Source organism: Nostoc sp. LEGE 06077 (assembly GCF_015207705.1).
Taxonomy (GTDB): domain Bacteria; phylum Cyanobacteriota; class Cyanobacteriia; order Cyanobacteriales; family Nostocaceae; genus Nostoc_B.
This window is the reverse complement of the sequence record NZ_JADEWI010000016.1, coordinates 21659-45333: the sequence shown is the minus strand read 5'-3', so window position 1 is coordinate 45333 and position 23675 is coordinate 21659. Positions and strand designations below refer to the sequence as shown.

General features: G+C 40.5%; 23 protein-coding genes and 1 pseudogene. 6 read left to right on the top strand and 18 right to left on the bottom strand.

Translation table 11 applies throughout. The annotated features are described in order from the left end of the window. Window positions 1-50 precede the first annotated feature (50 nt). Together rsmA and IQ244_RS13265 are read right to left on the bottom strand one after the other, a co-directional pair. Window positions 51-878 carry a 16S rRNA (adenine(1518)-N(6)/adenine(1519)-N(6))-dimethyltransferase RsmA gene (gene rsmA, locus IQ244_RS13270; protein ID WP_193894702.1) on the bottom strand — a complete coding sequence of 276 codons (828 nt, stop codon included), beginning with the start codon at window positions 876-878 and terminating at the stop codon, window positions 51-53. Between the two features lie 184 nt (window positions 879-1062). Further along, window positions 1063-1821 (bottom strand): annotated as a pseudogene (locus IQ244_RS13265) (Uma2 family endonuclease). Between the two features lie 207 nt (window positions 1822-2028). Between IQ244_RS13265 and IQ244_RS13260 the strand changes: the two are divergent. Then, entirely contained in the window at window positions 2029-2406 is a 378-nt protein-coding gene (locus IQ244_RS13260; RefSeq protein WP_193894700.1) for a hypothetical protein, read from the top strand. Window positions 2407-2499: 93 nt separating this feature from the next. Beyond that, window positions 2500-4626, top strand: coding sequence for an SUMF1/EgtB/PvdO family nonheme iron enzyme (locus IQ244_RS13255; protein ID WP_193894698.1), 2127 nt, complete (start codon window positions 2500-2502; stop codon window positions 4624-4626). A 282-nt stretch (window positions 4627-4908) separates the two neighbouring features. Here IQ244_RS13255 and IQ244_RS13250 read toward each other — a convergent pair whose 3' ends face one another. Together IQ244_RS13250 and IQ244_RS13245 are read right to left on the bottom strand one after the other, a co-directional pair. Then, window positions 4909-5424 carry a GNAT family N-acetyltransferase gene (locus IQ244_RS13250; protein WP_193894690.1) on the bottom strand — a complete coding sequence of 172 codons (516 nt, stop codon included), beginning with the start codon at window positions 5422-5424 and terminating at the stop codon, window positions 4909-4911. Then, on the bottom strand, window positions 5417-5692 hold the full coding sequence (locus IQ244_RS13245; protein ID WP_193894688.1) for a DUF1778 domain-containing protein: 276 nt from the start codon (window positions 5690-5692) through the stop codon (window positions 5417-5419). Before IQ244_RS13245 ends, IQ244_RS13250 begins: the two co-directional genes overlap by 8 nt. A 304-nt stretch (window positions 5693-5996) precedes the next feature. On the opposite strand from IQ244_RS13245, the gene IQ244_RS13240 reads away from it, so the two are divergent. Next, window positions 5997-6575, top strand: coding sequence for a Uma2 family endonuclease (locus tag IQ244_RS13240; RefSeq protein WP_193894686.1), 579 nt, complete (start codon window positions 5997-5999; stop codon window positions 6573-6575). Between the two features lie 4 nt (window positions 6576-6579). On the opposite strand, the gene IQ244_RS13235 is transcribed toward IQ244_RS13240, so the two are convergent. Together IQ244_RS13235 and IQ244_RS13230 are read right to left on the bottom strand one after the other, a co-directional pair. Further along, window positions 6580-9573: a PAS domain S-box protein gene (locus IQ244_RS13235; RefSeq protein ID WP_193894684.1), complete on the bottom strand. Its 2994-nt coding sequence runs from the start codon at window positions 9571-9573 to the stop codon at window positions 6580-6582. A gap of 163 nt (window positions 9574-9736) precedes the next feature. Beyond that, on the bottom strand, window positions 9737-11209 hold the full coding sequence (locus IQ244_RS13230) for an integrase (RefSeq protein WP_193894682.1): 1473 nt from the start codon (window positions 11207-11209) through the stop codon (window positions 9737-9739). A 160-nt stretch (window positions 11210-11369) separates the two neighbouring features. Here IQ244_RS13230 and IQ244_RS13225 point away from each other — a divergent pair, with 160 nt between their 5' ends. Together IQ244_RS13225 and IQ244_RS13220 are read left to right on the top strand one after the other, a co-directional pair. Further along, window positions 11370-11948, top strand: coding sequence for a sporulation/spore germination protein (locus tag IQ244_RS13225; protein WP_193894680.1), 579 nt, complete (start codon window positions 11370-11372; stop codon window positions 11946-11948). A gap of 134 nt (window positions 11949-12082) precedes the next feature. Further along, the gene (locus IQ244_RS13220) at window positions 12083-12658 is read left to right on the top strand and encodes a Uma2 family endonuclease (protein ID WP_193894678.1); all 576 of its coding nucleotides are present in this window, start codon (window positions 12083-12085) and stop codon (window positions 12656-12658) included. Between the two features lie 251 nt (window positions 12659-12909). Here the strand turns inward: IQ244_RS13220 and IQ244_RS13215 are convergent, their stop codons facing one another. The 6 genes from IQ244_RS13215 to IQ244_RS13190 all read right to left on the bottom strand — a co-directional run bounded on the left by IQ244_RS13215 (window position 12910) and on the right by IQ244_RS13190 (window position 17216). Continuing rightward, complete coding sequence (locus tag IQ244_RS13215) at window positions 12910-14874, bottom strand: caspase, EACC1-associated type (RefSeq protein ID WP_193894676.1); 1965 nt, start codon at window positions 14872-14874, stop codon at window positions 12910-12912. Further along, the gene (locus IQ244_RS13210) at window positions 14867-15268 is read right to left on the bottom strand and encodes a sugar ABC transporter permease (RefSeq protein ID WP_193894668.1); all 402 of its coding nucleotides are present in this window, start codon (window positions 15266-15268) and stop codon (window positions 14867-14869) included. The genes IQ244_RS13215 and IQ244_RS13210 overlap by 8 nt, the downstream gene beginning before the upstream one ends. Before the next feature lie 212 nt (window positions 15269-15480). Further along, window positions 15481-15816 (bottom strand): XisI protein, encoded by a 336-nt coding sequence (locus tag IQ244_RS13205; protein WP_193894666.1) that lies wholly within the window; start codon window positions 15814-15816, stop codon window positions 15481-15483. Continuing rightward, entirely contained in the window at window positions 15804-16220 is a 417-nt protein-coding gene (locus IQ244_RS13200; protein ID WP_193894664.1) for a XisH family protein, read from the bottom strand. The genes IQ244_RS13205 and IQ244_RS13200 overlap by 13 nt, the downstream gene beginning before the upstream one ends. A 98-nt stretch (window positions 16221-16318) precedes the next feature. Continuing rightward, window positions 16319-16582, bottom strand: coding sequence for a CopG family transcriptional regulator (locus IQ244_RS13195; protein WP_193894662.1), 264 nt, complete (start codon window positions 16580-16582; stop codon window positions 16319-16321). Window positions 16583-16625: 43 nt separating this feature from the next. After that, a complete protein-coding gene (locus IQ244_RS13190; RefSeq protein WP_193894837.1) occupies window positions 16626-17216 on the bottom strand; it encodes a ParA family protein in 591 nt (196 codons plus the stop codon). 769 nt (window positions 17217-17985) lie between these two features. Here IQ244_RS13190 and IQ244_RS13185 point away from each other — a divergent pair. Then, entirely contained in the window at window positions 17986-19656 is a 1671-nt protein-coding gene (locus tag IQ244_RS13185; RefSeq protein ID WP_193894660.1) for an MBL fold metallo-hydrolase, read from the top strand. Between the two features lie 50 nt (window positions 19657-19706). Here IQ244_RS13185 and IQ244_RS13180 read toward each other — a convergent pair whose 3' ends face one another. From IQ244_RS13180 to IQ244_RS13160, 6 genes are all read right to left on the bottom strand, one after another. Beyond that, on the bottom strand, window positions 19707-20018 hold the full coding sequence (locus tag IQ244_RS13180; RefSeq protein WP_015115369.1) for a DUF6679 family protein: 312 nt from the start codon (window positions 20016-20018) through the stop codon (window positions 19707-19709). 174 nt (window positions 20019-20192) lie between these two features. Next, complete coding sequence (locus IQ244_RS13175) at window positions 20193-20378, bottom strand: hypothetical protein (RefSeq protein WP_193894658.1); 186 nt, start codon at window positions 20376-20378, stop codon at window positions 20193-20195. A gap of 274 nt (window positions 20379-20652) precedes the next feature. Further along, on the bottom strand, window positions 20653-20868 hold the full coding sequence (locus tag IQ244_RS32480; RefSeq protein ID WP_228058904.1) for a hypothetical protein: 216 nt from the start codon (window positions 20866-20868) through the stop codon (window positions 20653-20655). Window positions 20869-21140: 272 nt separating this feature from the next. Continuing rightward, window positions 21141-21938 (bottom strand): Nif3-like dinuclear metal center hexameric protein, encoded by a 798-nt coding sequence (locus IQ244_RS13170; RefSeq protein ID WP_193894835.1) that lies wholly within the window; start codon window positions 21936-21938, stop codon window positions 21141-21143. Between the two features lie 50 nt (window positions 21939-21988). Further along, complete coding sequence (locus tag IQ244_RS13165) at window positions 21989-22738, bottom strand: hypothetical protein (RefSeq protein WP_193894656.1); 750 nt, start codon at window positions 22736-22738, stop codon at window positions 21989-21991. Window positions 22739-22977: 239 nt separating this feature from the next. Further along, window positions 22978-23391, bottom strand: coding sequence for a secondary thiamine-phosphate synthase enzyme YjbQ (locus IQ244_RS13160; RefSeq protein ID WP_193894654.1), 414 nt, complete (start codon window positions 23389-23391; stop codon window positions 22978-22980). Window positions 23392-23675: the final 284 nt, after the last annotated feature.

The window sequence follows — 23675 nt, the reverse complement described above, 5'->3', positions numbered from 1 at the left end:
AATTAAGGATTAAGTGTGAAGTCAGAAGTGGGAAGTCGGAAATGAATACTTCATACTTCTGACTTCACACTTCCCACTTCATTAGCGAGAGTTACCCATTGCTGAGTGCTGATATCTTCAGCCCTAGCTTGGGGATTTATTTCTAATTGTTCCAGTAATTGGGCCAGGCGATCGCGGTCAATTACAGATTGCAAATTATTCCGCAACATTTTCCGCTTTGCTCCAAATCCTAACTTTAGCAGATTCTCTAATCTGCGTGGGTCGTTAGCGAGAATTTCCAACTGACGCGGACGCAATCTGACAACTGCTGAGTCTACTTTTGGCGGTGGATAAAATGCACTTGCTGGGACTGGACAAATTAACTCACATTCTGCCAGATATTGCACCCTGACTGATAACGCTCCAAAAGTTCTTGAACCTGCTTTGGCATACAATCTTTCTGCTACTTCTTTCTGAATTAATAGCACTATGGAATCGAATGGTTTGGGGTTGGGATGGGAGATGGTTCCTAATAGTTTTTCGATGATTGGCCCGGTAATGTTGTAGGGAATATTTGCTACTACTTTATTAGATTTTTGGAAGTTAGGAAATGCTGCTAAATTCGTTTCTAAATCTAATGCGAGGAAGTCACCTTGTAATAGTAAAAAGTTTTCTTTAGTTCCCAATTGTTTGACTAATAACTTACATAAATCCCTGTCAATTTCTACTGCTACCAAAGCCTGTACTAAAGGTAGTAATTGACGAGTTAGAATGCCTGTCCCCGGCCCGATTTCCAGGATGCGGTCATTTGTACTACACTCTGCCGCCTTAACTATGGCGTTGAGTACCTTGTCACTTTTGAGCCAATGCTGGGCAAAGACCTTGCGCGGTTGTACCATCTACTTTTCTTATTCCGTAATATTTTGGGCGTTTAAATAAAAATTCATTTCTTACTTTTTGCTTACTTTTAAATGTGAATTTTTCTATCTATCTGTTGATTTTGTATTGACAATATATATTGTATAGTGTGGTAGATAGTGGCGATCGCAACTGGTGATAATGAAGTGAGATCGCCACTATCTACTAACTAAGATTATCAGGATCGATACCCAAAGCGCGTAACCTTTCCCGCAAAAGAGCATTTTCTTGTTCAGCTATTTCCGCGCGTTGGCGTTCAATTTCCACAAGTTGGCGTTCAGCTTCCGCACGCTCATCACCAGTTAATAGCAAATTACCTTGTTCATCCCACCAACGCAACCAAGGTAATTCTACATTTTGATAACGACCTTGCCAAATTCCTAACTCCACACCTATCGGCGGAATTGCATAATGTCCTCTATCATTGGGAAGCATTTTTTCGTAATGATCAGCAACTAACTGATAGACTTCCACCGATGCTTTTCTAACTTCGTAAATACCATAATAAGGAGGACGGATAATATTTTCATAAATCCAAAATTTCCCCTTGTAAGGAGTTTTATCGCGTTCTTCGTCTCCATTTCCCGACACAAATTCTAAAACAACTAATGGCGCAATCAATTCTTGCCAAAACACATAAGAACGACGAAATTACCCATTAAGACTTGGGGGAACATTCGGAACATAAAACCAATCTGGTGCTTCTGCACCTTTTTCTGGAGGATCTGTTAACCGCCAGTAGATACCAGAATCTTGACCAATACAATAATATCCATCGGGATGAATTTCTTGTAATCGTGGCAGAATAGAATCAGTTAATAAGATACTCTGGGGATGTTACTGGAAATTTTTCACAAAATTACCGTCAGACTCTGGTAGCTGAGTATGGTCTGGTAGAGACAGATTTTTGTCGGCGATGACCATTCTATTACCTCACCGAAATCATAAAAGCGCATAATCTAGTTTAGCTAAATCTGCATTCAGTAAAACGGACGTACTAATTACCCTGTGTGAAAACTTCTGTGCGATCGCATCGCTGATAATTAAATACAGTTCAATTAAGATCCCCCCTCGTTTCTACGTGATACAAAATATTTATGCAAAAATGCTAAATAAAAACCGAGTATATATATGTCAGACACACCACCAGATAGCATTTTGATTGTCACCGACGACGTAGCGCCAATTACCATTCCTGACGGGACAAAAGGCGGAATTAACAACCCACGAGGTTGGGGAGACGAAGCAAAAGAACCTTCCAGCACGAAAGGTGATGCAGTTCCCGTCTCCGCGCAAAAATTAGAACAGAACATGACTCAGTTTCTGCAATTGGTAGGACGCTTGTTTAGTCGTGCTGAACAGCAAGCAAATTCTAAAATGCAGCTTGAGGAAATTGAACTATCCGTAGAAATTAGCGGTGAAGGGGAAGTTAAGTTAATTGGTAGCGGTGCAAAAGCTAGTGGGAAAGGTGCGATAAAGCTGACATTTAAGCGACAAGAACCAAAGTAGATGGCGAAAAATTGGGCGATGCCTTCGGCAACCCGAAGCGGGAACGCAGCTGGCATTAACCAGTATAATTATTTGCAACCGCGAAACTAAAGCATGGCGAAAAATTGGGCGATCGCAGTTGGCATTAATAGGTATGATTATCTGCAACCGCTAAATTATGCCAAGCGGGATGCAGAATTAATCCAGCAGTTTCTTCGCACCGAGGCGGGGTTTGAGAGGATATTTTTCTTCAGCGATGACTCACCGGAAATTGGCGGAAAATCAACACGTCCCACCCGCGCCAATTTACGGCGTGTATTTTTAGAGTTATTTAATCAACCCTTCATGGGTGCGGGTGATAACTTTTGGTTCTTTTTTAGTGGACATGGGATGCGTCATGCTGAACGCGATTATCTCATGCCTTTGGATGGGAACCCCGCAGATATTGAAGAAACAGCGATACCCATTAACTTTGTCACCGAAAGGTTGCGGCGTTGTGGTGCAGATAACGTTGTGTTGATTTTAGATGCTTGTCGCAGTCTTGCTCAAAAAAGTGGTGAAGGTATTGGGAGACAAACCGCCGAGGAAGCACGTCAACAAGGAGTTATTAGTATATTTTCTTGTAGTCCCCAGGAATATTCTTATGAAATTGAAGCACTGCAACAAGGTGCATTTACTACGGCGTTATTAGAAGGGTTGGGAGTTCGCGGACAATGCGCGACTGTTGAGAGGTTAAATCAGTATCTCAATTTTCGTGTGCCGGAAATTGTGCGTCAGCATAAAAGTGGGAGGCAAACACCATATATAATTGCGGAACCTGTAAATAAATCTCACCTGATACTTGTACCGCGATATGCAACCCTGGCAGATATTGCGACATTGAAAATAGATGCTTATCGCGCTCAGAGTAAGAGAGACTTGACTTTAGCAAAACAGCTTTGGATTAGGGTACTAGCTGCTGCATCAGGTCAAGATATGGAAGCTATAGAAGCGTTGGAAGAAATTGCTAGACTGCGAAATAGTTCTGCAACTCCTTATGTATCTCAACAACCCCAGCAACCAATTTCACCTAAGTCAGTTACAAGTACACCGCCTCCAAACTCAGCCTCATCACGGACTAATAATACTCCGTCAAATCCAAAACCTATCACGCCAAAGAATCCTACACCTGTTGAGACTCCTTCAGCGTCACCAGTAATTAACCTGTCGCGGCGCAGGGTAATTCAAATACTTTGGTTTGGGAGTGCTGGTTTGGCTTCAGCAATTATAATCCCGCGCCTTTGGCCGTTTGGTACAGGAGAAAACTCTGTTAGTGAAATACCACAAACAACAGAAACTCCAGTTATTCAACCTGCTCCACAAAAAATCAACTTACAAACCTTTCCATTTCAAACTGCGAAGGTAGATGCAAAAGGAAATGTTATAAGTCGTCCTCAACTTAAAGGAAAACAGTTTATCGAAGACTTAGGAAATGGTGTCACCTTGGAAATGGTGCAGATACCAGGGGGAACCTTTATGATGGGTTCACCACCAGCCGAAAAAGACCGACAATCAGATGAAAGTCCCCAGCATCAGGTAAAAGTTCCAGGCTTCTTCATGGGGAAATATGAAATTACCCAGGCGCAGTATCAAGCAATTATGAGGAAAAATCCATCCAGTTTCAAAGGTGAGAAACGACCTGTAGAAACTGTAAGTTGGGATGATGCGGTAGAGTTTTGTAAAAAGTTGAGTGAAAAAACAGGACGTAAATATAGACTACCCAGTGAAGCGGAATGGGAATATGCTTGTCGTGCAAAGACAGAAACGCCGTTTTATTTTGGGGAAACCATCACCCCAGAATTAGTTAACTACGATGGTAATTATCCCTACGGCGCTGCACCCAAAGGTCAATATCGAGGGGAAACAACAAATGTCGGAATATTTCCGGCAAACCCCTTTGGATTATTTGATATGTGTGGTAATAGATGGGAATGGTGTCAAGATGTATATAACGAAAATTACCAAGACGCGCCGGAAGATGGAAGCGCGTGGTTAACAGGTAAAGATAATAACATAAAGATGCTGCGTGGCGGTTCGTGGTACAGCGATGCTCAGTACTGCCGGTCTGCCATCCGTAACTACCTCACGCGCGAGTATTCCACAGCCGCTATGGTAGCGGCGCTTCCTCCTACTGCTGATCGCCACGACGCGCGCGCAATTACAATCTTTCATGTGGGTTTTCGTGTGGTGGCGGTAGCGTAAAACAGTTATCAGTTATCAGTTATCAGTTATCAGTGAACAGTGCGATCTCCTCTCCCGTAGTACGATCGCCTCTCCCGTAGGTTGGGTGGAGCGATAGCGTAACCCAACAAATTATCCGCCGAAAACTGCAAAATTTCTCAACTATAAAAATTAACCCTGCAATTGGTGTTGGGTTACGGCGCAATCTAGATTTATCGTGTGGCTTTTGATATCTGTTGTGCGCCTCCACCCAACCTACAAAAATTAATTTTTACTTCGTAAATGCCTACATGTACTGGGTAATCAATCAATTCCAAAAGCTGCTTTCCCGTCCTTCACCGTAATCATCAACGTCATAGGTGCAACAAGTGAAGCAACAAAACCACATCTCTCGTAAAATTGCTTTGCTTCCTCCGAAATTGCATGAACAAGGATAGCTCTAATTCCCGCAATATTAGCAGCTTGTAATGTCCGAATTACTGCATCACGCACCAACGCACGACCAATTCCTTTTCCTTGCCAGTTAAAATCTACAGCAAGTCTGCCTATTACCATCACAAGAATTGTATTTGGCATATTACGTCTAACTTTCCCTGGTGCAGTGGTATTCAATACACTACCATTAGCGAGACAATAATAAGCAATAACTTTTTGCTCAATTGTCACAACATAAGTTCGGGATGCACCACTAGCTTCGTTGTTTAATGCTCGTTTCTGCAACCATTCATCTAATTCTGCATTACCTGAATTAAAACCTGCTAACTCATGCTCTGGTTTAATTGGTTGGGGAGGCTGCAATATTTGATGAGATTCATTCATCCCAAGGCGCTGTTTCTGTTAGTAATTGACGCAGGTTTTCATTGACTGATGGTGGTGCATCCAAAATTGCCATAAACTCTTGGAATTTTTCATCATCTAAAACAAATAATCTGCGGTCTAGTAAAATTGCTTGGGCTTCTCGACAAGCAGTTTCTAGCATAAAATCCGAGCGATTTTTACCTAAAGCCTCTGCGGCTAAATCAATCAAATCTCGTTGCGCTTGGTGGGCGCGGATGTTGATGGTTATATTCCGGTTTTGATTTTCCATATTTACAAATATATCAATTCATTATATTTAGACTCCGATAGTGGGTTGAGATAAAGGCGATCGCCCTCCGGCCAAAGATGTGTGCGATCGCCTTTATCATGTCTTGATATTAAAGTATAATTTTATACGCGTCAACCATGAATTGAGAAATTATTGTTAACAATTATCCAGTTTGAAGAAGTATTAGATAATAAGAATTAGTCAGGTGATCGCTTTGAGAACTCAGCATATTATTTTGCTCAAGCAAGTAAAACATACTTTGAAATCATATACATAGGTATCAGCAGTCTATTATTTTAGAATCATGGCAGCTATTACATTCAACCTCAAATCAATTGTTCAAATTACCGACGATCAATTTTATCAACTGTGTCGAGAAAATCCTGATGTTAAATTTGAACGTAACGCCAAAGGAGAAATAATTGTTATGCCACCTACAGGGGGAGAAACTGGAAGACTTAATGCAGGATTTACCGCAGACTTTGTAATTTGGAATCGCACATATAAACTTGGTGAAGTATTCGATTCTTCCACCTGTTTCAAACTTCCCAATGGTGCAAATCGTTCGCCTGATGTAGCGTGGATAAAAAAAGAGAGATGGGATGCACTCACACCACAAGAAAAAGCAAAATTTCCCCCAATTGCGCCAGATTTTGTTTTAGAGTTAATGTCTCCTAGCGATGACTTGGAAGAAACCCAAACCAAAATGCGAGAATATATAGATAATCAAGTCAAACTTGGCTGGTTAATTAATCCTCAAACCAAGCAAGTAGAAATTTATCGTCAAGCTAAACCAGTAGAAATTTTAGATTCACCTACACAGCTATCAGGTGAAGATATACTACCAGGGTTTGTTTTAGATTTAGGAATAGTTTGGAACTAATTGATTATTTGCGGCTTTCTGGTTGGATAACGGGAATTTCAATCACAAACTCTGCCCCTTTTTTGGGTATTGAATTGCAATATAATTTACCACCATGTCTATCTACCACAATTTGATAACTAATGGATAGACCTAATCCTGTTCCCTTACCGACATCTTTAGTAGTAAAGAAAGGGTCAAAAAGTTTAGCAATCGTATGTTGACTAATTCCCATACCATTATCTGATATGCGGATGGCGATACGGTTACTATTAATAAGTTCCGTGCGAATACAAATTTTGCCTTGTTCACCAACAAAAGCATCATCTAAAGCATCAATAGCATTACTCAAAATATTCATGAATACCTGATTTAATTGACCAGGATAGCACTCAATTAATGGTAATTTACCATATTCTTTAATGACTTCGATTTCTGGATGATTTTGTTTACATTTGAGACGGTTATGTAGAATCATTAAAGTACTTTCTATACCTTCATGAATATCTACTCGTTTGAATTCAGCTTCATCTAAACGTGAGAAATTCCGTAAAGATAATACAATCTCACGGATGCGTTGAGTTCCTACTTGCATAGACTGAAGTAGTTTAACTAAATCAGTTTTGAGAAATTCTAAATCAATATCTGCTATTTCTGCTTGAATTTCTGCGGGAGGCTCAGGAAAATATTGTTGATAAAGTTCTACCAGTCCTAATAAATCTTTAGTATATTCACTAGCTGGAATCAGATTACCATGAATGAAATTCACTGGATTGTTAATTTCATGGGCTACACCCGCAACCATATTACCCAACGAAGACATTTTCTCACTCTGGATAAGTTGAGATTGCGTCCGTTGGAGTTCTGATAAAGTATTTTCTAAATTTTTGGCTTGTTGTTGTAATTCAATCTGAGCTTGTTTGCGTTCGGTAATATCAGTTGATACACCCAATATTTGTTTAACTGTACCATCTGCATTCCGGGTAAAGGGGGTTTCTCTACTACCAAACCAACGCCATTCATTATTTGCTTTTTTTAACCGATATTCAGTTTCCAGAATAGTCCCATCCTGTGCAGTTACTAATTTTTGATGATTATTTATAAGTAGTGGTAAATCATCTGAATGTACAATGGTTGGAAGTACATTTCCTCCCATTTCTTGAATTTTGGCAATTGAGTAACCAAGAATATTAGTAATTTCTCTATTCGCATAAACATTACACTGTTGTTCTAAATCGAAAATATAGAGAATATTAGGAGAAGAATCAGCTACACGTTGAATAAAGTGTTGACTGGCTTGGAGTTCTGCTTCTGCCTTTTTGCGGGCTGTAATATTTAAAGTTGAGCCGACAATGCGATAAACTCTACCTTCACTATTTTTCAGGGGATTTAAAGTTGTGAACCACCAAGTTTCTTCACTATCAAAAGTTAAGCACTCCTCATAATTAATATTATCACCAGCATCTACACAGCTTTGATAACGTAGAGCTATAGCAGCACCTTCAACCTCACCATGTAATTCTGCTGGAGTTTTACCCACAATCTTTTCGTGATTAATCCCAACTATTTTTTCTGCGGCTGAGTTACACCCAGCAAAACGAAATTCACAATTTTCTAAGACATTGACTACAAATATTAATTGGGGAAATCCATCATAAATAGTGCGTAAAAATTGTTCCTTCTCTTGTAATTCAGCTTCTGCTTGTTTGCGATCGCGCATATCACGCGTAATGGTTGATAGATATAAAGGTTCACCAGTCTCAGGATCTTTCATTAAAAAAAGATTATAATCAACAGGTATTAGTTCTTCGGTTTGAGAGTGTAGAAAACGAAACTCACCTTGCCAGACACCATCTTTTATCACCGTAGGAATAATATGCTGATATACATATTCTTTATCTTCCGGGCTAAAGCATTGATCAATTGTGAAATCTTCACTAAACTCTTGATTGCTTAACCCCAATAGCTTTCGTCCCGCTTCATTCAAGAAAATAGGTTTTCCTTCTAAATCAGCGCAACCAATAAAGTCACTGCTATTTTCAATTAAGGAAACGAAGAGTTGGCGTTCTTTTTCAGCCTGTTTGCGTTCTGTGATGTCTGCAACCGTAACAACTAGTTGATAAATCTCGGAAGAACTATCAAAAAGAGGTGTGACATTAGACAACCACCATCTTTCTTGTTCATCATGTGAAATGGGTTCTTCAAAAAATACAGTCTTGCGAGATTGGATACATTCTCTGTAGCGTTGGCGATAATGATTTGCTACATCAGGCGGTAGTCCTTCTGCCATTGTTTTGCCAACAAAAGGTTCCAGGGGTATTGGGCTAAGGTTGAGAATGGCAGGATTGAATTTAACGTAACGAAACTCTGTACCGCCATCCAAAATATCTAAAACATAGATACCATAGTCTACACCTTCCCAGATACTTTGCAAAAACTGTGCTTGCTCTTTGAATTGTTGTTCAGTTTGTTTGCGTTTGCTAATATCAGCCAAGTAGCCATACCAGATAATCACTCCGTCTGCTTGCAGTTCTGGACGAGATACACCGCGCACCCATCCCTGTTGACTAAAGGTATTTCCTATACGCCACTCATATTCAAACTTTTGCAGAGTTTGAGCCGAGTGCATAATTGCTGCTTGCAACCCCGGAAAATCATCAGGGTGGACATTTGCAAATCCCACAGTCGCATCTTTTTCGACATGATCTGGTTCTAGCCCTAAAACTTCTCGGCATCCAGAAGAAACAAAAGGGAAAGACATAGTACCATCAGGAGCAAGCCGAAATTCATACAGCATTCCAGGTATGTTATCTGCCAACTTCTGGAATCTGGCTTTACTCTGGCGTAAAGCTGCGGTGCATTCCTCTAATTGCTGATTTATTTGCTTGAGTGCAATTTCCGCTGAGTTCCTGGATAATTCGGTTTGCTGACACTGGGAAACAACCTGACGCAACTCCATGAGTTCTGTTTGCAGGGAGTCGTAAGTATTTTTATCTACAGTAATCAGATTGCCAGCCATAGTTTTGTTACTTACCTAGTGGGGAAATAAAGTCAGCTTAAGTTATATATTTCCCAATCTCAGGCAAATAAGCACAATAAAGTGCTGAGGACAAATCCAGTACCTACCAGGCTTTGAGCAACTAACACTGTCCGACCTCAGAACTATGGCTGTATACCCACATCTATTGATTGAGTAACTCACCTAATTGATGCTTAATCAATAAACCTTTGAGAGTGGCATTTTCAGCTTTTAAAGCCGTATTTTCTGCTTCTAATTCCTTAATTCTATCTTGTAAAGCCTCTTTAGCTGTACCTTGCCGATGAATCACAACTTCCTTATAAATAGCTAAATTTGCATCCTCATTCATCCAGCGTTGATAAGTTTTAGTATGCTCCTGTACGGTATGCCCCATGTAATCAGCCATCGTTTTAATTGGCATTCTTAATCTATGACCACGAATTGCATAAGCATGGCGTAAATCATAAGGTCTAAATCCGATGTTAGCAGTTCTAAATTTAACTTGCAGTTTTGCCGTTTTATTACTTAAAGTTCCCTCGTTATAAGGCAATTTAATTTCTTTTAAATCAAACAATTCTATCCAATGAGGATGGATGGGGGGAATTCCACAACTGCGTTCACCCGTTTTAGTCCCTTCAGTTAAACTAGGGTTTAAAGTGACTAAATGAAAAGTATTGGCTGCATCGATAAAAGCATCTATATCAACAGCAAATAACTCATGGGGTCTTAAACCATAAGTCGCTAACATTCCATAAGCCCATTGCCATTGTTCTGGTTCTGTTAGATTTTCTCTACTCGCATATATTGATAACGGACTGCCAATTTTGCTAAATCCTTGAATAATTTCTTCATCAGTTGGGACTTTGCGAATTGTTGGGTTAGGTTTAGGTGTGGCGTAACTATAGATTGTGGCAAAGTTGGTAATTCCACAAAATTCACAAAACTTTTTCAACTGCCAAACCAAGAAAAAGCGAGATGAGGTATGAGGTTTGGTTTTCTCCAATGCCATTTCTAAGGCTTGGGCAGACATTGGTAAATCTGGCGGTAATTTTTTCAGATGCCGCAGATAATGAGTTTCCCAGGTGCGGATTCCTTGCCTATTTGGTTCGTGAGTTTTCCAAAATTGGCGCTCATATTCTTGAATTAATTCACTGATGAGCTTGGTAGATTTATCTGTATCTATTGGTTCGATTTTTTGGGCTTGTTTACCGAGTAATTCTGGAGTCCATTGAAATTGTTTAGTAATTAATAATAAATCTAGTTCTCGCGCTTTTAAAACTGCCATTTTTAATCCAGTATCATTGGCAGAAAAACCACAAGAAATTGTATATTGTTTATTAGGACTGCCTTGTTTACCAATATCGCCCGGCCTACAAGGAAATGTCCCTTGTAAGCCAATGGTTTTATGACTAGTTAATTTAAGTTTGACTTTGACTTTTTCGAGACTCAATGCAGAGTTAGCTTGCTGAATAGAAAGTTTGATTCTTAAATATTCTCGTTCTATTTTGGCAAATTCATCAGATGCGGGTTGTTTCGCTTTCCACTGCTTCCATTTAGATGGCTCCCACTGGTCAATTGTTATACCATCACATTCAGCTTTCCGGGGGTCGTAGATGCTGGTTGCGTTACTGGGCATGATGATTTAGTTTAATTACATTGGTCGTGGTTTTGAAGATAGCTAATCACAGTCAAGAAGTAAAGCAAGAATAATTAGTTGATGCAAAATTTGCAAATCTATACGGAATTGATACTCAGGACACTGAAGTTAACAGAGGAAGTATGGCAGTACAACTATTATGAATCCTAGATATTTATTACCATTTATCGTTGTGGCGATCGCAGCCAGTCTTGGCAGTTGTAGTTCTAATCTTACACCCACATCTAGCAAAATTGACGAACAAGCCCCAGCACCCGCCGTTACCACTAATCCCGTCTCAACACCCAGCCAAAGCCCTAGCATGGCTCAACTAAGGGCTAAAACTACCAAGATTGAGCCATTGGAAGCAGCACCCAAAGCTGAGACAAGTAAAACTGTTAACGTCACTCTCTACACCAGCGATACCCAATGTCAAGAACTGATTCCCCAAAAGGTAGAAGTACCAGCCACCCAACCTGTAGCCAGCGCAGTTGGTAAAATTGTCGAGGGAAGAGACACCGCCGACTTTAGCTTGTCTGGTTATCGAGTGAATGTAAAAAATGGCGTTGCTACCGTTGATTTGCGCTTATCTCCTCAATCTAAGCGCCAAATAGCCTCACTTTCTAGCTGCGAACAGTTTGCTTTATTTGGTAGCGTCCGCAAAACCTTGATGAGTAATTCGCAATGGAAAATTAAAGACGTGCGCTTCACAGAGAAAGGCGAAGAAATTGTCCTGTAGTTATTGGTAATTTTGTCCTGCTTCCCAACTATCAAGAATCTGTTATTCGGGTGAATTTTGCCCACCCTACTTGTTGCAAGAGGTGTAAGAATAGATCAAGCTAATGATGTTTTTAGCAAAAAGTCAGGTGATGAATGGCGATCGCATTAGATAAAGCTGCATCTGCAAAGATGACTCTGGAGGAGTTCTTTAACTATGACGATGGCACAGATGCAATATATGAGTTTGAAGATGGAAACTTGCTGCTGATGACAGCCGAGAGTGAAATTAATCGCCGAATTGCTATGTTTTTGCTTGTCTGCTTTGTGCAACTCGGTATTCCGGCTTATCGGCTATCAATGAAAACGGAAATTGTCACCACAGGTTCGCGGGTGCGTGTTCCTGACTTGATGGTGTTTTCTGAAGAATTAGCAACGGCAATGGAGGGGGCGAAACGCTCTACAATTATGCCAGAAATGCCACCACCATTATTAGTAGTTGAAGTAGTCAGCCCTAATCAAAGCAGTCGTGATTATCGCTACAAGCGTTCTGAATATGGGGCGCGGGGTATTGCTGAGTATTGGATTGTTGATCCTATCGCTCAAAAAGTGACAGTATTGGAATGGGTAGAGGGTTTTTATGAAGAGCAGGTATATATGGGAGATAATGCGATCGCCTCACCAGTGTTTCCTGATTTAAAATTGACTGCGGCTCAAATTTTGCAAGGTTAATTTGCGATCGCACTCCAATCTTCCAACTCCAGGGTTTGAATTCTACCGAAATGACGCTGATTGTGAGTGACTAAAATTAGATTATTAGCGATCGCATATTTAGTATATTATCGCGTCAAGGCTTAGATCCCCGACTTTCATTCGTCGTGGCTAGATGTAAGATGTGAATAATGTGCGATCGCACATTCTAAAATAGTAGTCTGCCTAGAATGTGGCTAGATAATACCTAAACAAGATCCCCTCTTTTTTGGCTACCGTGTACACACAAGTCGAAACGCAATAAAGTCGTTAATGTAGTCGCGGTCGTAGTCGTCGTAGCGATAAGCAGAACGACAGTTTGCAGGATCGTCGGCCCAAGAACCGCCCCGCAGACAAAGAAATTGATTATCGTTCTCAATCAGCCATGCACTGCCATCAGTCGGCGCATCATTATAATTGTTGTGCCACTCATCCTGACACCATTCTCGTACATTACCACACATATCAAATAAACCAAAGGGGTTTGCCGGAAATTTCCCTACTTCTGTTGTCTGCTCCCGATATTCACCCTTGGGAGCAGAACCGTAAGTATAATTTCCATCGTAATTCGCCAACTCTGTTGTAATAGTCTCACCAAAGTAAAACGGCGTAGTTGTTCCCGCACGACAAGCATATTCCCATTCCGCTTCACTGGGTAAGCGATATGTCTTACCAGTCTTCTTCGACAGTCGAGCGCAAAACTCAACCGCATGATCCCAAGAAACACACTCTACAGGGCGATTAGCGCCTTTAAAATGGGATGGATTGGGGTCTAAATCAATATTTACCTTATCAAGAGCCGCAACGGCTTGCCATTGAGCTTGAGTAACGGGAAATTTCCCCATAAAAAAGGGTGGAACAGTGACATTATGCTGTGGACTTTCTGAGTCACGTCGTTCTAACTCACTCTCTGGCGAACCCATGAGGAATTTACCGCCAGGAATTGCAACCATATCTAGAATTACGCCATTACCCAAATCTTCAGCAAAAAACTCAGCGCGTCCCTGGCTGCGGTTGATGATTTGTCCTTTAGCGTCTACCTTTACTATTTCAAACTCAAATTGATTTGACTGATAGGCATTTGATGGATTTGCAAATTGATGGAAAAATAGGCCGAGTAATAAGTTTTTTGGTTTACCAATGATCCTTTCTTCTATCGGTGCAACATCTTCATCTCGTAAACCCAAATGTTGCTGATAGTCTCTGAGATCGTTAAGAGTTCTTTCACTCAATTTCGGATCATCTGCAATTGTCTCAACCAACGTTGCTTCATATTCTTCTAATTTGCGCTGATACTCCAGATATGGTTTTTTAACTTCCGCTTCAATTGCATCAGCCACATCAGAGTCAAGTTCTAATTGGTTACGTAATGAGTTTAACAAGCGACGAGCAGGGATGGTAAACTTGCCCTGATTTATCCGGCGTTCCACTTCCTTGCGATACTTCAGATGAGGATCATCCTTGGGCGACTTCGCCAGAAAAATCCGATAACCATCCTTAAAAGGATAAAACTCCGGTGTCATCGCGGGAGATGCTTCTTGGACTTTGGTTTTAGCGTAGTCATGCAACTCATCCACCGCAATTAAACCATCACCATCTTTATCGGCTGCACCTTTTTCTATGCCTTCTACTAAATATTGAGTGTAAATCGACAAATCTAAACCATCAGACTCAAACGCATATTGTGTAGAAGTAGAAGCTGTGAGAATTGCTGTCCCTTCACCGCCTAATTGCTGTTGTAGGTCAATCGTACCAATATCTTTAGCTGTCAAACCTTTGGCAAAAGCACCACTAAAGCAGCAATCTAAAATTACCACCCTGCGCTTCGATTTACTCTCATTCATCAATCGGTGTACACTTGTGGCAGCTACGGCTGTAAATGGCAGCAGTTTATTTTGATTTTTTTGAGTTTCGCAAGTCGAAAAGTAAAAATCACCGTTTTCAACCGTCACCCCATGACCAGAAAAATACAAAAGTACTAAATCATCTTTTTGATGATTAGCATACAAGTGATAAATTTCCCTTTCCATTTCTAGCCGTTGGGGATTTTTCAGCACTGTGACATCATCAAAACCCCCCATTTCCGGGTTCTCTAACACTCGCCGCATCGCCTCAACATCTTCTACAGCCTTGGGTAGCGGTGCTAATGTTGGTTCTTGATATTCACTAATTCCAATTAGCAGTGCTACCTTAGCCATTATTGCTGTTTGACGAGTTGTTGAGAAATTCCTGGGCTTTTTGGTAAGCAAAGTCAAATTCTTCGCGGCTGCTGGCTTCGATGTTGATTTCTCTACCGTCAGGCGCTTTCAGCAAAATTTTAATTGGTTTGTTGCCAAAGCGATCGCCCAGAAACCCAAACAAAGATTTCAGGTTTTTGGCGTTAACCTCTGCATTCAACAACCCCAACAAAAAACCACCCAAAGCCTTAGAACCTTCTGGTACTTCTGCAACCGCAACTAAATCTGCATCCTCTACCCCATCCACCTCGCGCAACTGGGGAAGCAAATTCTGTACTTGGGCTTGCAACTCCTCATCATCCAAACCCAATTCAGCCAGGGAAACAGTCACCTGAACATTAGATGTAGTTACCATAGCGATCGCTTAAATATAATTTAGAATCTATTTAAACGATTGTATCGGTTATTTGGGCGATTTGAGTAAATTTGCGGTCATCAAGGTTTCCCAACAGAGAATTTCATCACCTCAATTCTAAAATTCCTTACCCTCTCTGCGCTTACGCTTACTGAGCGCAGCGCCGCCCTGAGCCTGTCGAAGGGTCGAAGTATGCGCCTTTGCGTGAGACATTAACCAACTGCATAATCTGTAAAATGCCTCAAATAAGGTGCTTGATACCCAATTACAATATCTTGCTTTGGTATACCTCTATCTACCAATTCATTAGCAATACCCACTTCAGTATTATCATTTTGAATCCAAACTTTGTCATCTTTAATATCAATATGAACTGTACAGCCATAAATCCGATGACGATTTTCCCATCCTAAATGGATAATTTGATAGATTTTTTCTTCGCTATTAAAAATAGGAATTACTTCGATTTCTCCATTAATTGGCTTGATTTGACTATATTCTGTAAGGACTTCTTTAATAATTTGTTGATATTTATCTACTTTGTCCATGTTATTATTTCCTCCTGAACGGGGTCAAAAATAATTAACTTTAATTGGTATTCAATAATACTTAATTGTGGAAGTTTCCGACTAAAGAAATCATTATAAGTTTCTAAGTTTACTGCTAAATAAAGCTCACGCTCTGGTTGTTTTTCTCGCAGGACAATACGATAATTCAAAAACTGACCAAGTGCGGTATGAAATTCAGATAAATTTGAGGGAGCCAGAAAACTCTTAATTTCAACAGCAATCTTTTCTTGATCTCGCTGTGCAGCAATTAAACGTTCAGCACCCAAATCGATAAATACTTGATCATCTTCTAGTTGTAACGATAAGGGATCGTCAGTGATTGTCCAACCATCTTTTTGCAAGGCTAATTTTACAACTTGATGAAATATATCTTTTGTTGGCATATACTATATCTTCCCAAAAGCAATCTCCTTGTCAAGTATCCCAGAAGGTAAAAGAAAGAACCTATAGTTCGTAGGTGGGCAAATTTTGCCCATCCCAGCTAACCAGATTGAGTTAACAACCATTGTTCAATCAATTCCGTCACAATATCACTCATTTGCCGTTCTTGAGAAACGGCGGCGGACTTGAGTTGCCGATGTAATTGTTTAGGCAAATAAATAGTTGTACGGATATAATCTGGGTCAGTGCTTTTAGTGCGAGAAGTGGGTTTTTCGTCAACAGTTGGAAGTTGATCTCTGAGTTGACGACTACGGGCAGCATCAATCAAATCATCAAAACGGCTGGTTTTTTTCTTGTTATTCATTTAACAGTTTAATTCTCCTAACTTTCAACTTTTGACTTTTAACTTACTCCAATATCTCCTTTCCCGCTTCAGCGTAACACCGCCAAGCAATTTGGGCGTAAGAATCTTTGACAGCATTCACCGGAACTCCTTCTAAAGCCGCACGTTGAAATACAGCTAATCGCCGGATTCCTGATTGAAATACAGGTAAATCTGCACTTAATAGAGTTGTTCTCGCTTCTTCGCCCGCCTTATTGGGATAAGGGGGAACAATAGTTAGTAAAATTCGATACTTGATTTTGAGTTTTTGCAGTGAATCTACCATTTGGATTGTTGCAGCTAAGGCGATCGCATCTGGTGTAGTTGGTATAACTAATAAATCACAACCTTTCGCTAGAGTTTTTAACTCATCTGCATCCGGTCTAGCTGGGGTATCAATGACGATATGCTCATAGAGTTTAGCTAAACTCACTGCTTGCGCTTCATCTGCAACTTTAAACGGTAAACAGCCTCTATTCGACCAATCTAAAGCACTACGGTTTAAATCTCCATCCACTAATAGTGTGTCAGCTTTGTTCTGAAAATACGTAGCTAAATGCAACGCTGTCGTTGACTTACCAACTCCCCCCTTAAATGCCGCTACGGTGATGATCATTTTATGTTCAACAGGAAATAATGCCAAGATTTTACTCGATTTAAACATCTAAATATTCAGATGTTTGCTAAATGTTTGAATGTTTAAACATACAGATGCTTCTCTGATAAAATATTCGTATGCAAATATTCAGTATATAAAATATATGCCTACAAAATTAAATAAGTAAGCCGAGAGATGTGCATTTATTTTATACTTTTACTTTTAAGTAATGCTGCTTTGCTATCCCTGTAACCTGCTAATGCTGATTTTGAAAGATAGACAGGTTTACCGAAAAGTTCTACAATCTGTCTCATCAAAGTAAATCTACTTACTGCACCATCAACCCAAGCATAGTAAAGATTTTCTGGTGATTCTGCCCGCCCGTGGAATCATTCTATTAAGATAAGAAAGTCTTTATGAGAGGGTATCAACAATGGATGTAAAGCTGATCCTCGTTGGATTAACAGTAGTGTTTACTGTTGCGTGCCTATTTTTCGGCACGAAAAATGGATTTTATGATTCAGAGAACTATCATGGCAATGGCTCTGCACACTAGTAGTGCAACAGCAAAAAAACAGTTCCCTTAACTGTAAGTTGCAGGGTAGATCATTCCCAACTTTGACGAACCAGTATAAGTTTGTCAAAGGCGTTCTCTCCAATCAAAAATCCACAACATCAGGGTATATGGGCGCAAAACAAAACTTAGCCCGATGTCACAAAAGCAAAATCTCCAAAAATCATAGCTTTTGCGATACATAAATGATGATCAGGTTGGAGGGGGGAAAGCATGAGGGATAATCTATCGGCATCCTCTCGCTTTGATACTGAGGAAACAAATGTTGAATTACAGTGTTTTCCTTACAGTGTCCAGCATAATGATGAGGGTGTATGTTTACTGGTAAAGATGGGGCCGCATCGCATTCTGCTAGATTGTGGAATGGAAAATATTGTTTCCTTGCACAAGGGGCTAACCAAGTCGGCAAAACGAGGTAGTTCACCCTTACCAGCAGATGTGGTACTGATTAGTCATGCTCACCCAGATCATGCTAGAGGTGTGTTGGCATTACACAAAGCTTTCCCACTTTTACCTATTTATGCCAGTGAAGTAACTACTAAGTTACTGCCATTAAATTGGCCAGAGCAAAACCCCACAGAAATTCCCCTGTTGTGTCACGCTCTACCGTTGCGATCGCCTATAGAATTGCACGAAGGTTTAGTAGTAGAGTTATTTCCCTCTGGACACTTACCAGGTGCTGTAGCAATTCTCCTCACCTACACCACAGAACAGCGCTCTTACAAAGTACTATATACAGGCGACTTCTTCTTATCTAATTCCCGCCTAGTAGAAGGTTTGCGTTTAGAAGAATTGCGGGGATTAGATGTAAATGTGCTGATTATCGAAGGAACTTATGGCACATCGCGTCATCCTCACCGCCGCAACCAAGAAAATCAACTAGCAGAAAGAATTAATCGGGCGATCGCAGAATATCATTCTGTCATCCTCCCCACACCAGCATTAGGTTTGGGACAAGAACTACTCATGCTGCTGCGGAGTCATCATCACTTCACCGGGCGAGATTTAGATATTTGGGTGGATGGTACTGTCGCCAAAGGCTGCGATGCTTATCTAGAATTACTTGCCTATCTTCCCCCATCTGTACAGAACTTTGCCCGCCACCAACCCTTGTTTTGGGATGAACGGGTACGTCCGAGAGTCCGGCGCTTGCAACCAGAACGGCGTACTGTAGTAGGACAGTCACCCTGCATTGTTCTTACAGACTCAACCTCTGATTTAGGTGAATATTGCCAGCCCAATACAGGCCCTTGGCTAATCCTTGTACCAGAAAAAATTGATATAAAAATTAATAAACAATATTTAGCCCCCACCACTGTGGAAAGTTATCTGCTGGCTCAACACAGTGATGGCCCTGGCACAACGCAACTAATTCACAATTTGCGTCCTCAGCACGTCTTATTCGTCCACGGTTCTGCGGCTTACTTAGCAGATCTCACTAGTTTAGAAGAATTACAAAACCGCTATCACGTCCATTCGCCAGCGGCTAACACCTTAGTAGAACTGCCCATTGGAGACACATTTGTCCAACCAGCCGCCCCGGAGACTAACTACGAAGGGGAACTGACAGAATTAGCCACAGTTATCACTATTAGCCTACCAGAAGCAATTACAGAAGACCCGCGTTGGCGGGAGTTTGCCGATACTGGCTTAATTGAAGCCCGTTGGCAAGGGGAAGAAATTGTCTTGCGGGGGCTATCGCAAAGAGAATTACTCAATCAAAATAGCGATCGCTATACTTTATCTGATGTTGCCTGTTGTGGAACTTGCCGACACCAAAGAGGACAACGCTGCTGGAACCCTGTCTCGCCCTTATACAACTTTAAAGTCACCCTCGAAGGTTATTGTCCAGCTTTTGAACGCATATCAACAACAGAGTCCTGAGTAAAGAGAGATTGATCTCACTCACCCAGGACTTAGGACTGTGCTTTTAGTTAATCAGGATTGGAATCGGTAAAATGGTTACGGATGCGTTCAGCTTCAGGACAATCTTCAGTTAGGAGAGGTTCGACATTACCCCGTGGTACGGAAGCTAACTTTTGAGTGACAGCGCCAATACTTTCGAGGCGAACCATTTCTTCCCAAGAACAAACTTCGTCTTCCTCATCTGTTTCATAGCGTAGCGTCACCAAATCTCCCTCTATGTCGAGGATGCGGGCGCGTTCTATCCAGCGTTGCTGGTCCCGCAAGAAAACACATACCTCCCGCCCATCGCAACACAGTTGATAAATCTTGCGGTGTAGCATGTACTGCTTCTGCCTTTTTAAACAACGTACGTTAAACCTGAAAAATTTGGGTTTTACCCCAATAGTTTACATCCCTAGAGAGCTTAATTTCATGGTTAAGAATGTAGTGCATTTATTGACCCTGCCTTTTATTTAGGTAAATTTTGGGTCATAAACCAGTACCTCCTGCACCCGTTAAACAAAATCTCCTTCAGGGTTGTAAGCGCGAATGTCTACTTCATAGAAGTCACACAATCCGGGATTTGTCCTAACCAGTTTAATAGCTGCTGGTGAGTCTTTCCTATCATTATGTAATAATAAATACTCCAAAACAAGCGGTGATTGCGGTTGTTTAAGTTGCCTACTTGTAGTCATGGGCATTACTGGGAAGTCTGGGGAATCTGCTGTACTTTTACCCCTGTGTATTTGATCTTAACTCATTATTTTGCTGACCTTCATTGTTTTCAACAACAACATCTTAATGAGTTTTAAATTTTTCGCTTTTACTTGGGGCTGAGACATTAATCGGGCTGACGCACAAAGATTGGCTGTTGAGACTTTTTGTCGGGTGTAGGGGTGGAATCAATAATGATTCTTTCATTGGTTTTATCGTCCTTACTCACTCCTTTGTGAAAAACCTACACCCTGTGCTAACTTAGCTAGATTTGTATGGGGTCAGAAATTCTATCACCCTATCCGAGGAACCCTCTCGTTTGATTTTACCTGCCTTAACCGCATCGTATAGGTTGGCCAAAGCCACCAAGTCATCAGACTGATAGCATTTAGTCGCTAGGACTTGATGGAGCAGACCCTCAGATTCAACACTAAGATATCCAGTTTGAAAAGCAGATTCAACGAGTGCGCGAATCATTGTAGTTAGGGCATCATAAGCAACTTAATACATCTAGTGTGGAATATTTATCTCTCAGACTGATTGATATAAAACAGTCAATACTTGTGATTATAATTACACAAAAACTGTGATTTAAGTCACGTTATGTTGTGATTACAGTAAAACCTAGTTACTGATAAATTGTATTAATTAAAACATCAAAAAAGCATTTTTTGCCCTTTTAAGTTGATTTCCAGCTAATCACTATGCATAAAATATACTAAAAAAGTAGGACGAAATTTCATTTACAATCAAATATACTGAGTAACAAATCGACGGAAATCCTCATCCTGTTGACTCAACTGTACCCAGTCAAGGTTTAAAGATATAAATTTTTGTGACAAGCGATCGCAAGCTGGGCGTTCCGTTGCGTAATGTCCAGCATCAACTAAAATTAAGCCGCGATCGCGGCTTTCTTGAAACTGATGAAATTTGCAGTCAGAAGTTAAATAAACTTGCGCCCCAGTTTTCACCACCGCCGAAATGTAACTCGCGCCGGAACCACCCAAAACAGCTACCCGTGAAATTGTTTGGTGTAAATCAGCAGTTGGGGAGAAAATCAAATCGGGGGGCTTGAGTCGCTGTTGAATGATCCCCAGTAACTCTTGTAGTGTTAGTAACTTTTCCAGTACACCCACCCGTCCGTAACCCAAGCCGGAAACAGTCGGTACGATGGGCGTGACTTCTTGAAGGTTGAGAATTTGCGCCAAAACATCAGCCGTACCATCTTGTACTTGGTCGAAATTAGTATGAGCAGTATATATACCAATATTGTGGGTAAAAGCTAACCGTACCATTTCCGCGATCGCTTCACCGCGGCGGAAAGACTTGGGAGGAGTAAAAATCAACGGATGATGGGCAAATATAAGATTAGCATTGTGGGCGATCGCTTCCTCCATCACCGCCAAAGTCGGCGTTAAACACACCAACACCCGCGCCGACTCTTGCAAAACCCCAGGCTCAACTTGCCAACCACAATTATCCCAGCTTTCGCACCAAGCCGGATTCGCCCATTTTTCAAACCAACTAATTAAATCAGCAATTTTCATAATTATTTTAGTTACTAAAAATATTGACTCAGCACTCAGCACTTTTCCACTCATCGTCTTTGCGGTTGAATATTTAACTGTAATGCTAATTGCTGACGTATTTCCTGAAAAGGTTTATTCCATACAGGCTGACTATGCCAATTCCACGCTGCAACGGGGATGAATCCTGCACTCGCAAGATAAGTTAGCAGAAGATATTCATCTTCTGGTTTGCGGGAAAAAGGAAAAGGATTCCGAAAGCCATTATCACACATCTGATAATTTGTCACCTGATCAAGACTAATGCGATGGATGAGTTCTTGCGCTTTAGCCAGCAAATAATCTAAAAAAATCAGACTGAAAGGTTCTACGTTAGCGCGATTCTGGGGGTCTTTTTGTACCCATCTAGCCCAGTCAAAACCATAGATAAAATCGTGAACGTAACAAAAGCGTATTTCCTGATTAATTCCAAATAACTCGCTGAGAGTAACCATTTTATTAGTAAAAGTCTTTAAAAAGGCTACAGCATCATCTCCCATTGCTACAGCTTGCCGCAAAATACTACTTACCATAAAATCACAATCCCAAAAAATATTTCCAGGGAAGTTTTCTAACTGAGCATTTAGTATGAGTTCTAATGTATTTTGCAAATTCGATATCAGTCTAATATCTGTTGTTTCTTCCACAATCAAACTTTCTAATTCTGCAAAGCTTGTAATTAATTGTTTCTGAGGATTGAGTGATAAAGGTTTGAGAACATTTTGCAACAGAAATTCATCAATAATTTGAAAATTATAAGTAAAAGGTATGTCTTGCTTCATACAGATTGAACTAACCTCAGCAAGTAATATATTTTATTTTATTAGCTTCTGTATCGGAATGCCTAATAATGTTAAGCTTACATAAATAAATTTTAACAATTATATATTTATAAAAAAGCCGCAGTTTAGCGGCTAATCTTGAAGATTGTAGATAATAAAATTGTTTGCAAAATTCTATTTGTTGCTGCTTGATGTCAAGTTAAAAAATAGGAATAAACACTCATCAGGCATCTTAATAATTAGCCAGAAATGTGGACAACTAACTCGCGCACATGACTACGTTGACGGTGTTCCCAAACGTAAATACCCTGCCAAGTACCCAATACCAAATGACCGCGATTAATAGGTATATGTTCAGAAGTGTGTGTTAAAGCTGAACGGATATGTGCTGGCATATCATCAGGCCCTTCAGCATCGTGGATGTATCCACCGGATTCAGGAACTAGTTTGGCCATAAAGTTAGCTAAATCTACCAATACATCGGGATCAGCATTTTCTTGTATTACTAAACTCGCGGAAGTGTGGCGTAAAAATAAAGTACAAAGACCAGTTTCTACGCCCGACTCAGAGACTATCGCGGCAATTTTAGCAGTGATATTTTGAAAAGATTTGCCAGTAGTAGAAACTCTCAGTAGAGTTTGGTGGTGAACCATCTGTAGATTAATTAACTATTCACTAATAATATAGACTTTCTTCTGCAACCTGCTGCACAATTTAGCTATATTATTGGATGGATAGTAATCAAGCATTATAAATATTTTTTTGGGTATTGGGTGATGGCGATCGATCACCAGAATTCTAGTTGGAGTTTGACAGATCGGTGAAAATTTGTCAGCTAGTTATCACTGTCTAATTTGATAAATTAGCGCTATTTTATTTATATAAATTTACAAATGTTTTTCGGCAAACTTGCAAAATAATTGTAACCGCCTTTAGG

What these genes read in the sequence shown, in the direction of transcription:
- IQ244_RS13205 (WP_193894666.1), bottom strand. Translation starts at nt 15,816, where the DNA reads ATGGACAAAGTAGATAAATATCAACAAATTATTAAAGAAGTCCTTACA.
- IQ244_RS13245 (WP_193894688.1), bottom strand. Translation starts at nt 5,692, where the DNA reads ATGGAAAATCAAAACCGGAATATAACCATCAACATCCGCGCCCACCAA.
- IQ244_RS13225 (WP_193894680.1), top strand. Translation starts at nt 11,370, where the DNA reads ATGAATCCTAGATATTTATTACCATTTATCGTTGTGGCGATCGCAGCC.
- IQ244_RS13160 (WP_193894654.1), bottom strand. Translation starts at nt 23,391, where the DNA reads ATGGTTCACCACCAAACTCTACTGAGAGTTTCTACTACTGGCAAATCT.
- IQ244_RS13200 (WP_193894664.1), bottom strand. Translation starts at nt 16,220, where the DNA reads ATGCCAACAAAAGATATATTTCATCAAGTTGTAAAATTAGCCTTGCAA.
- IQ244_RS13180 (WP_015115369.1), bottom strand. Translation starts at nt 20,018, where the DNA reads ATGCTACACCGCAAGATTTATCAACTGTGTTGCGATGGGCGGGAGGTA.
- rsmA (WP_193894702.1), bottom strand. Translation starts at nt 878, where the DNA reads ATGGTACAACCGCGCAAGGTCTTTGCCCAGCATTGGCTCAAAAGTGAC.
- IQ244_RS13240 (WP_193894686.1), top strand. Translation starts at nt 5,997, where the DNA reads ATGGCAGCTATTACATTCAACCTCAAATCAATTGTTCAAATTACCGAC.
- IQ244_RS32480 (WP_228058904.1), bottom strand. Translation starts at nt 20,868, where the DNA reads ATGATTCGCGCACTCGTTGAATCTGCTTTTCAAACTGGATATCTTAGT.
- IQ244_RS13195 (WP_193894662.1), bottom strand. Translation starts at nt 16,582, where the DNA reads ATGAATAACAAGAAAAAAACCAGCCGTTTTGATGATTTGATTGATGCT.
- IQ244_RS13170 (WP_193894835.1), bottom strand. Translation starts at nt 21,938, where the DNA reads ATGAAAATTGCTGATTTAATTAGTTGGTTTGAAAAATGGGCGAATCCG.
- IQ244_RS13215 (WP_193894676.1), bottom strand. Translation starts at nt 14,874, where the DNA reads ATGGCTAAGGTAGCACTGCTAATTGGAATTAGTGAATATCAAGAACCA.
- IQ244_RS13190 (WP_193894837.1), bottom strand. Translation starts at nt 17,216, where the DNA reads ATGATCATCACCGTAGCGGCATTTAAGGGGGGAGTTGGTAAGTCAACG.
- IQ244_RS13250 (WP_193894690.1), bottom strand. Translation starts at nt 5,424, where the DNA reads ATGAATGAATCTCATCAAATATTGCAGCCTCCCCAACCAATTAAACCA.
- IQ244_RS13230 (WP_193894682.1), bottom strand. Translation starts at nt 11,209, where the DNA reads ATGCCCAGTAACGCAACCAGCATCTACGACCCCCGGAAAGCTGAATGT.
- IQ244_RS13185 (WP_193894660.1), top strand. Translation starts at nt 17,986, where the DNA reads ATGAGGGATAATCTATCGGCATCCTCTCGCTTTGATACTGAGGAAACA.
- IQ244_RS13210 (WP_193894668.1), bottom strand. Translation starts at nt 15,268, where the DNA reads ATGGTAACTACATCTAATGTTCAGGTGACTGTTTCCCTGGCTGAATTG.
- IQ244_RS13175 (WP_193894658.1), bottom strand. Translation starts at nt 20,378, where the DNA reads ATGCCCATGACTACAAGTAGGCAACTTAAACAACCGCAATCACCGCTT.
- IQ244_RS13260 (WP_193894700.1), top strand. Translation starts at nt 2,029, where the DNA reads ATGTCAGACACACCACCAGATAGCATTTTGATTGTCACCGACGACGTA.
- IQ244_RS13220 (WP_193894678.1), top strand. Translation starts at nt 12,083, where the DNA reads ATGGCGATCGCATTAGATAAAGCTGCATCTGCAAAGATGACTCTGGAG.
- IQ244_RS13165 (WP_193894656.1), bottom strand. Translation starts at nt 22,738, where the DNA reads ATGAAGCAAGACATACCTTTTACTTATAATTTTCAAATTATTGATGAA.
- IQ244_RS13255 (WP_193894698.1), top strand. Translation starts at nt 2,500, where the DNA reads ATGGCGAAAAATTGGGCGATCGCAGTTGGCATTAATAGGTATGATTAT.
- IQ244_RS13235 (WP_193894684.1), bottom strand. Translation starts at nt 9,573, where the DNA reads ATGGCTGGCAATCTGATTACTGTAGATAAAAATACTTACGACTCCCTG.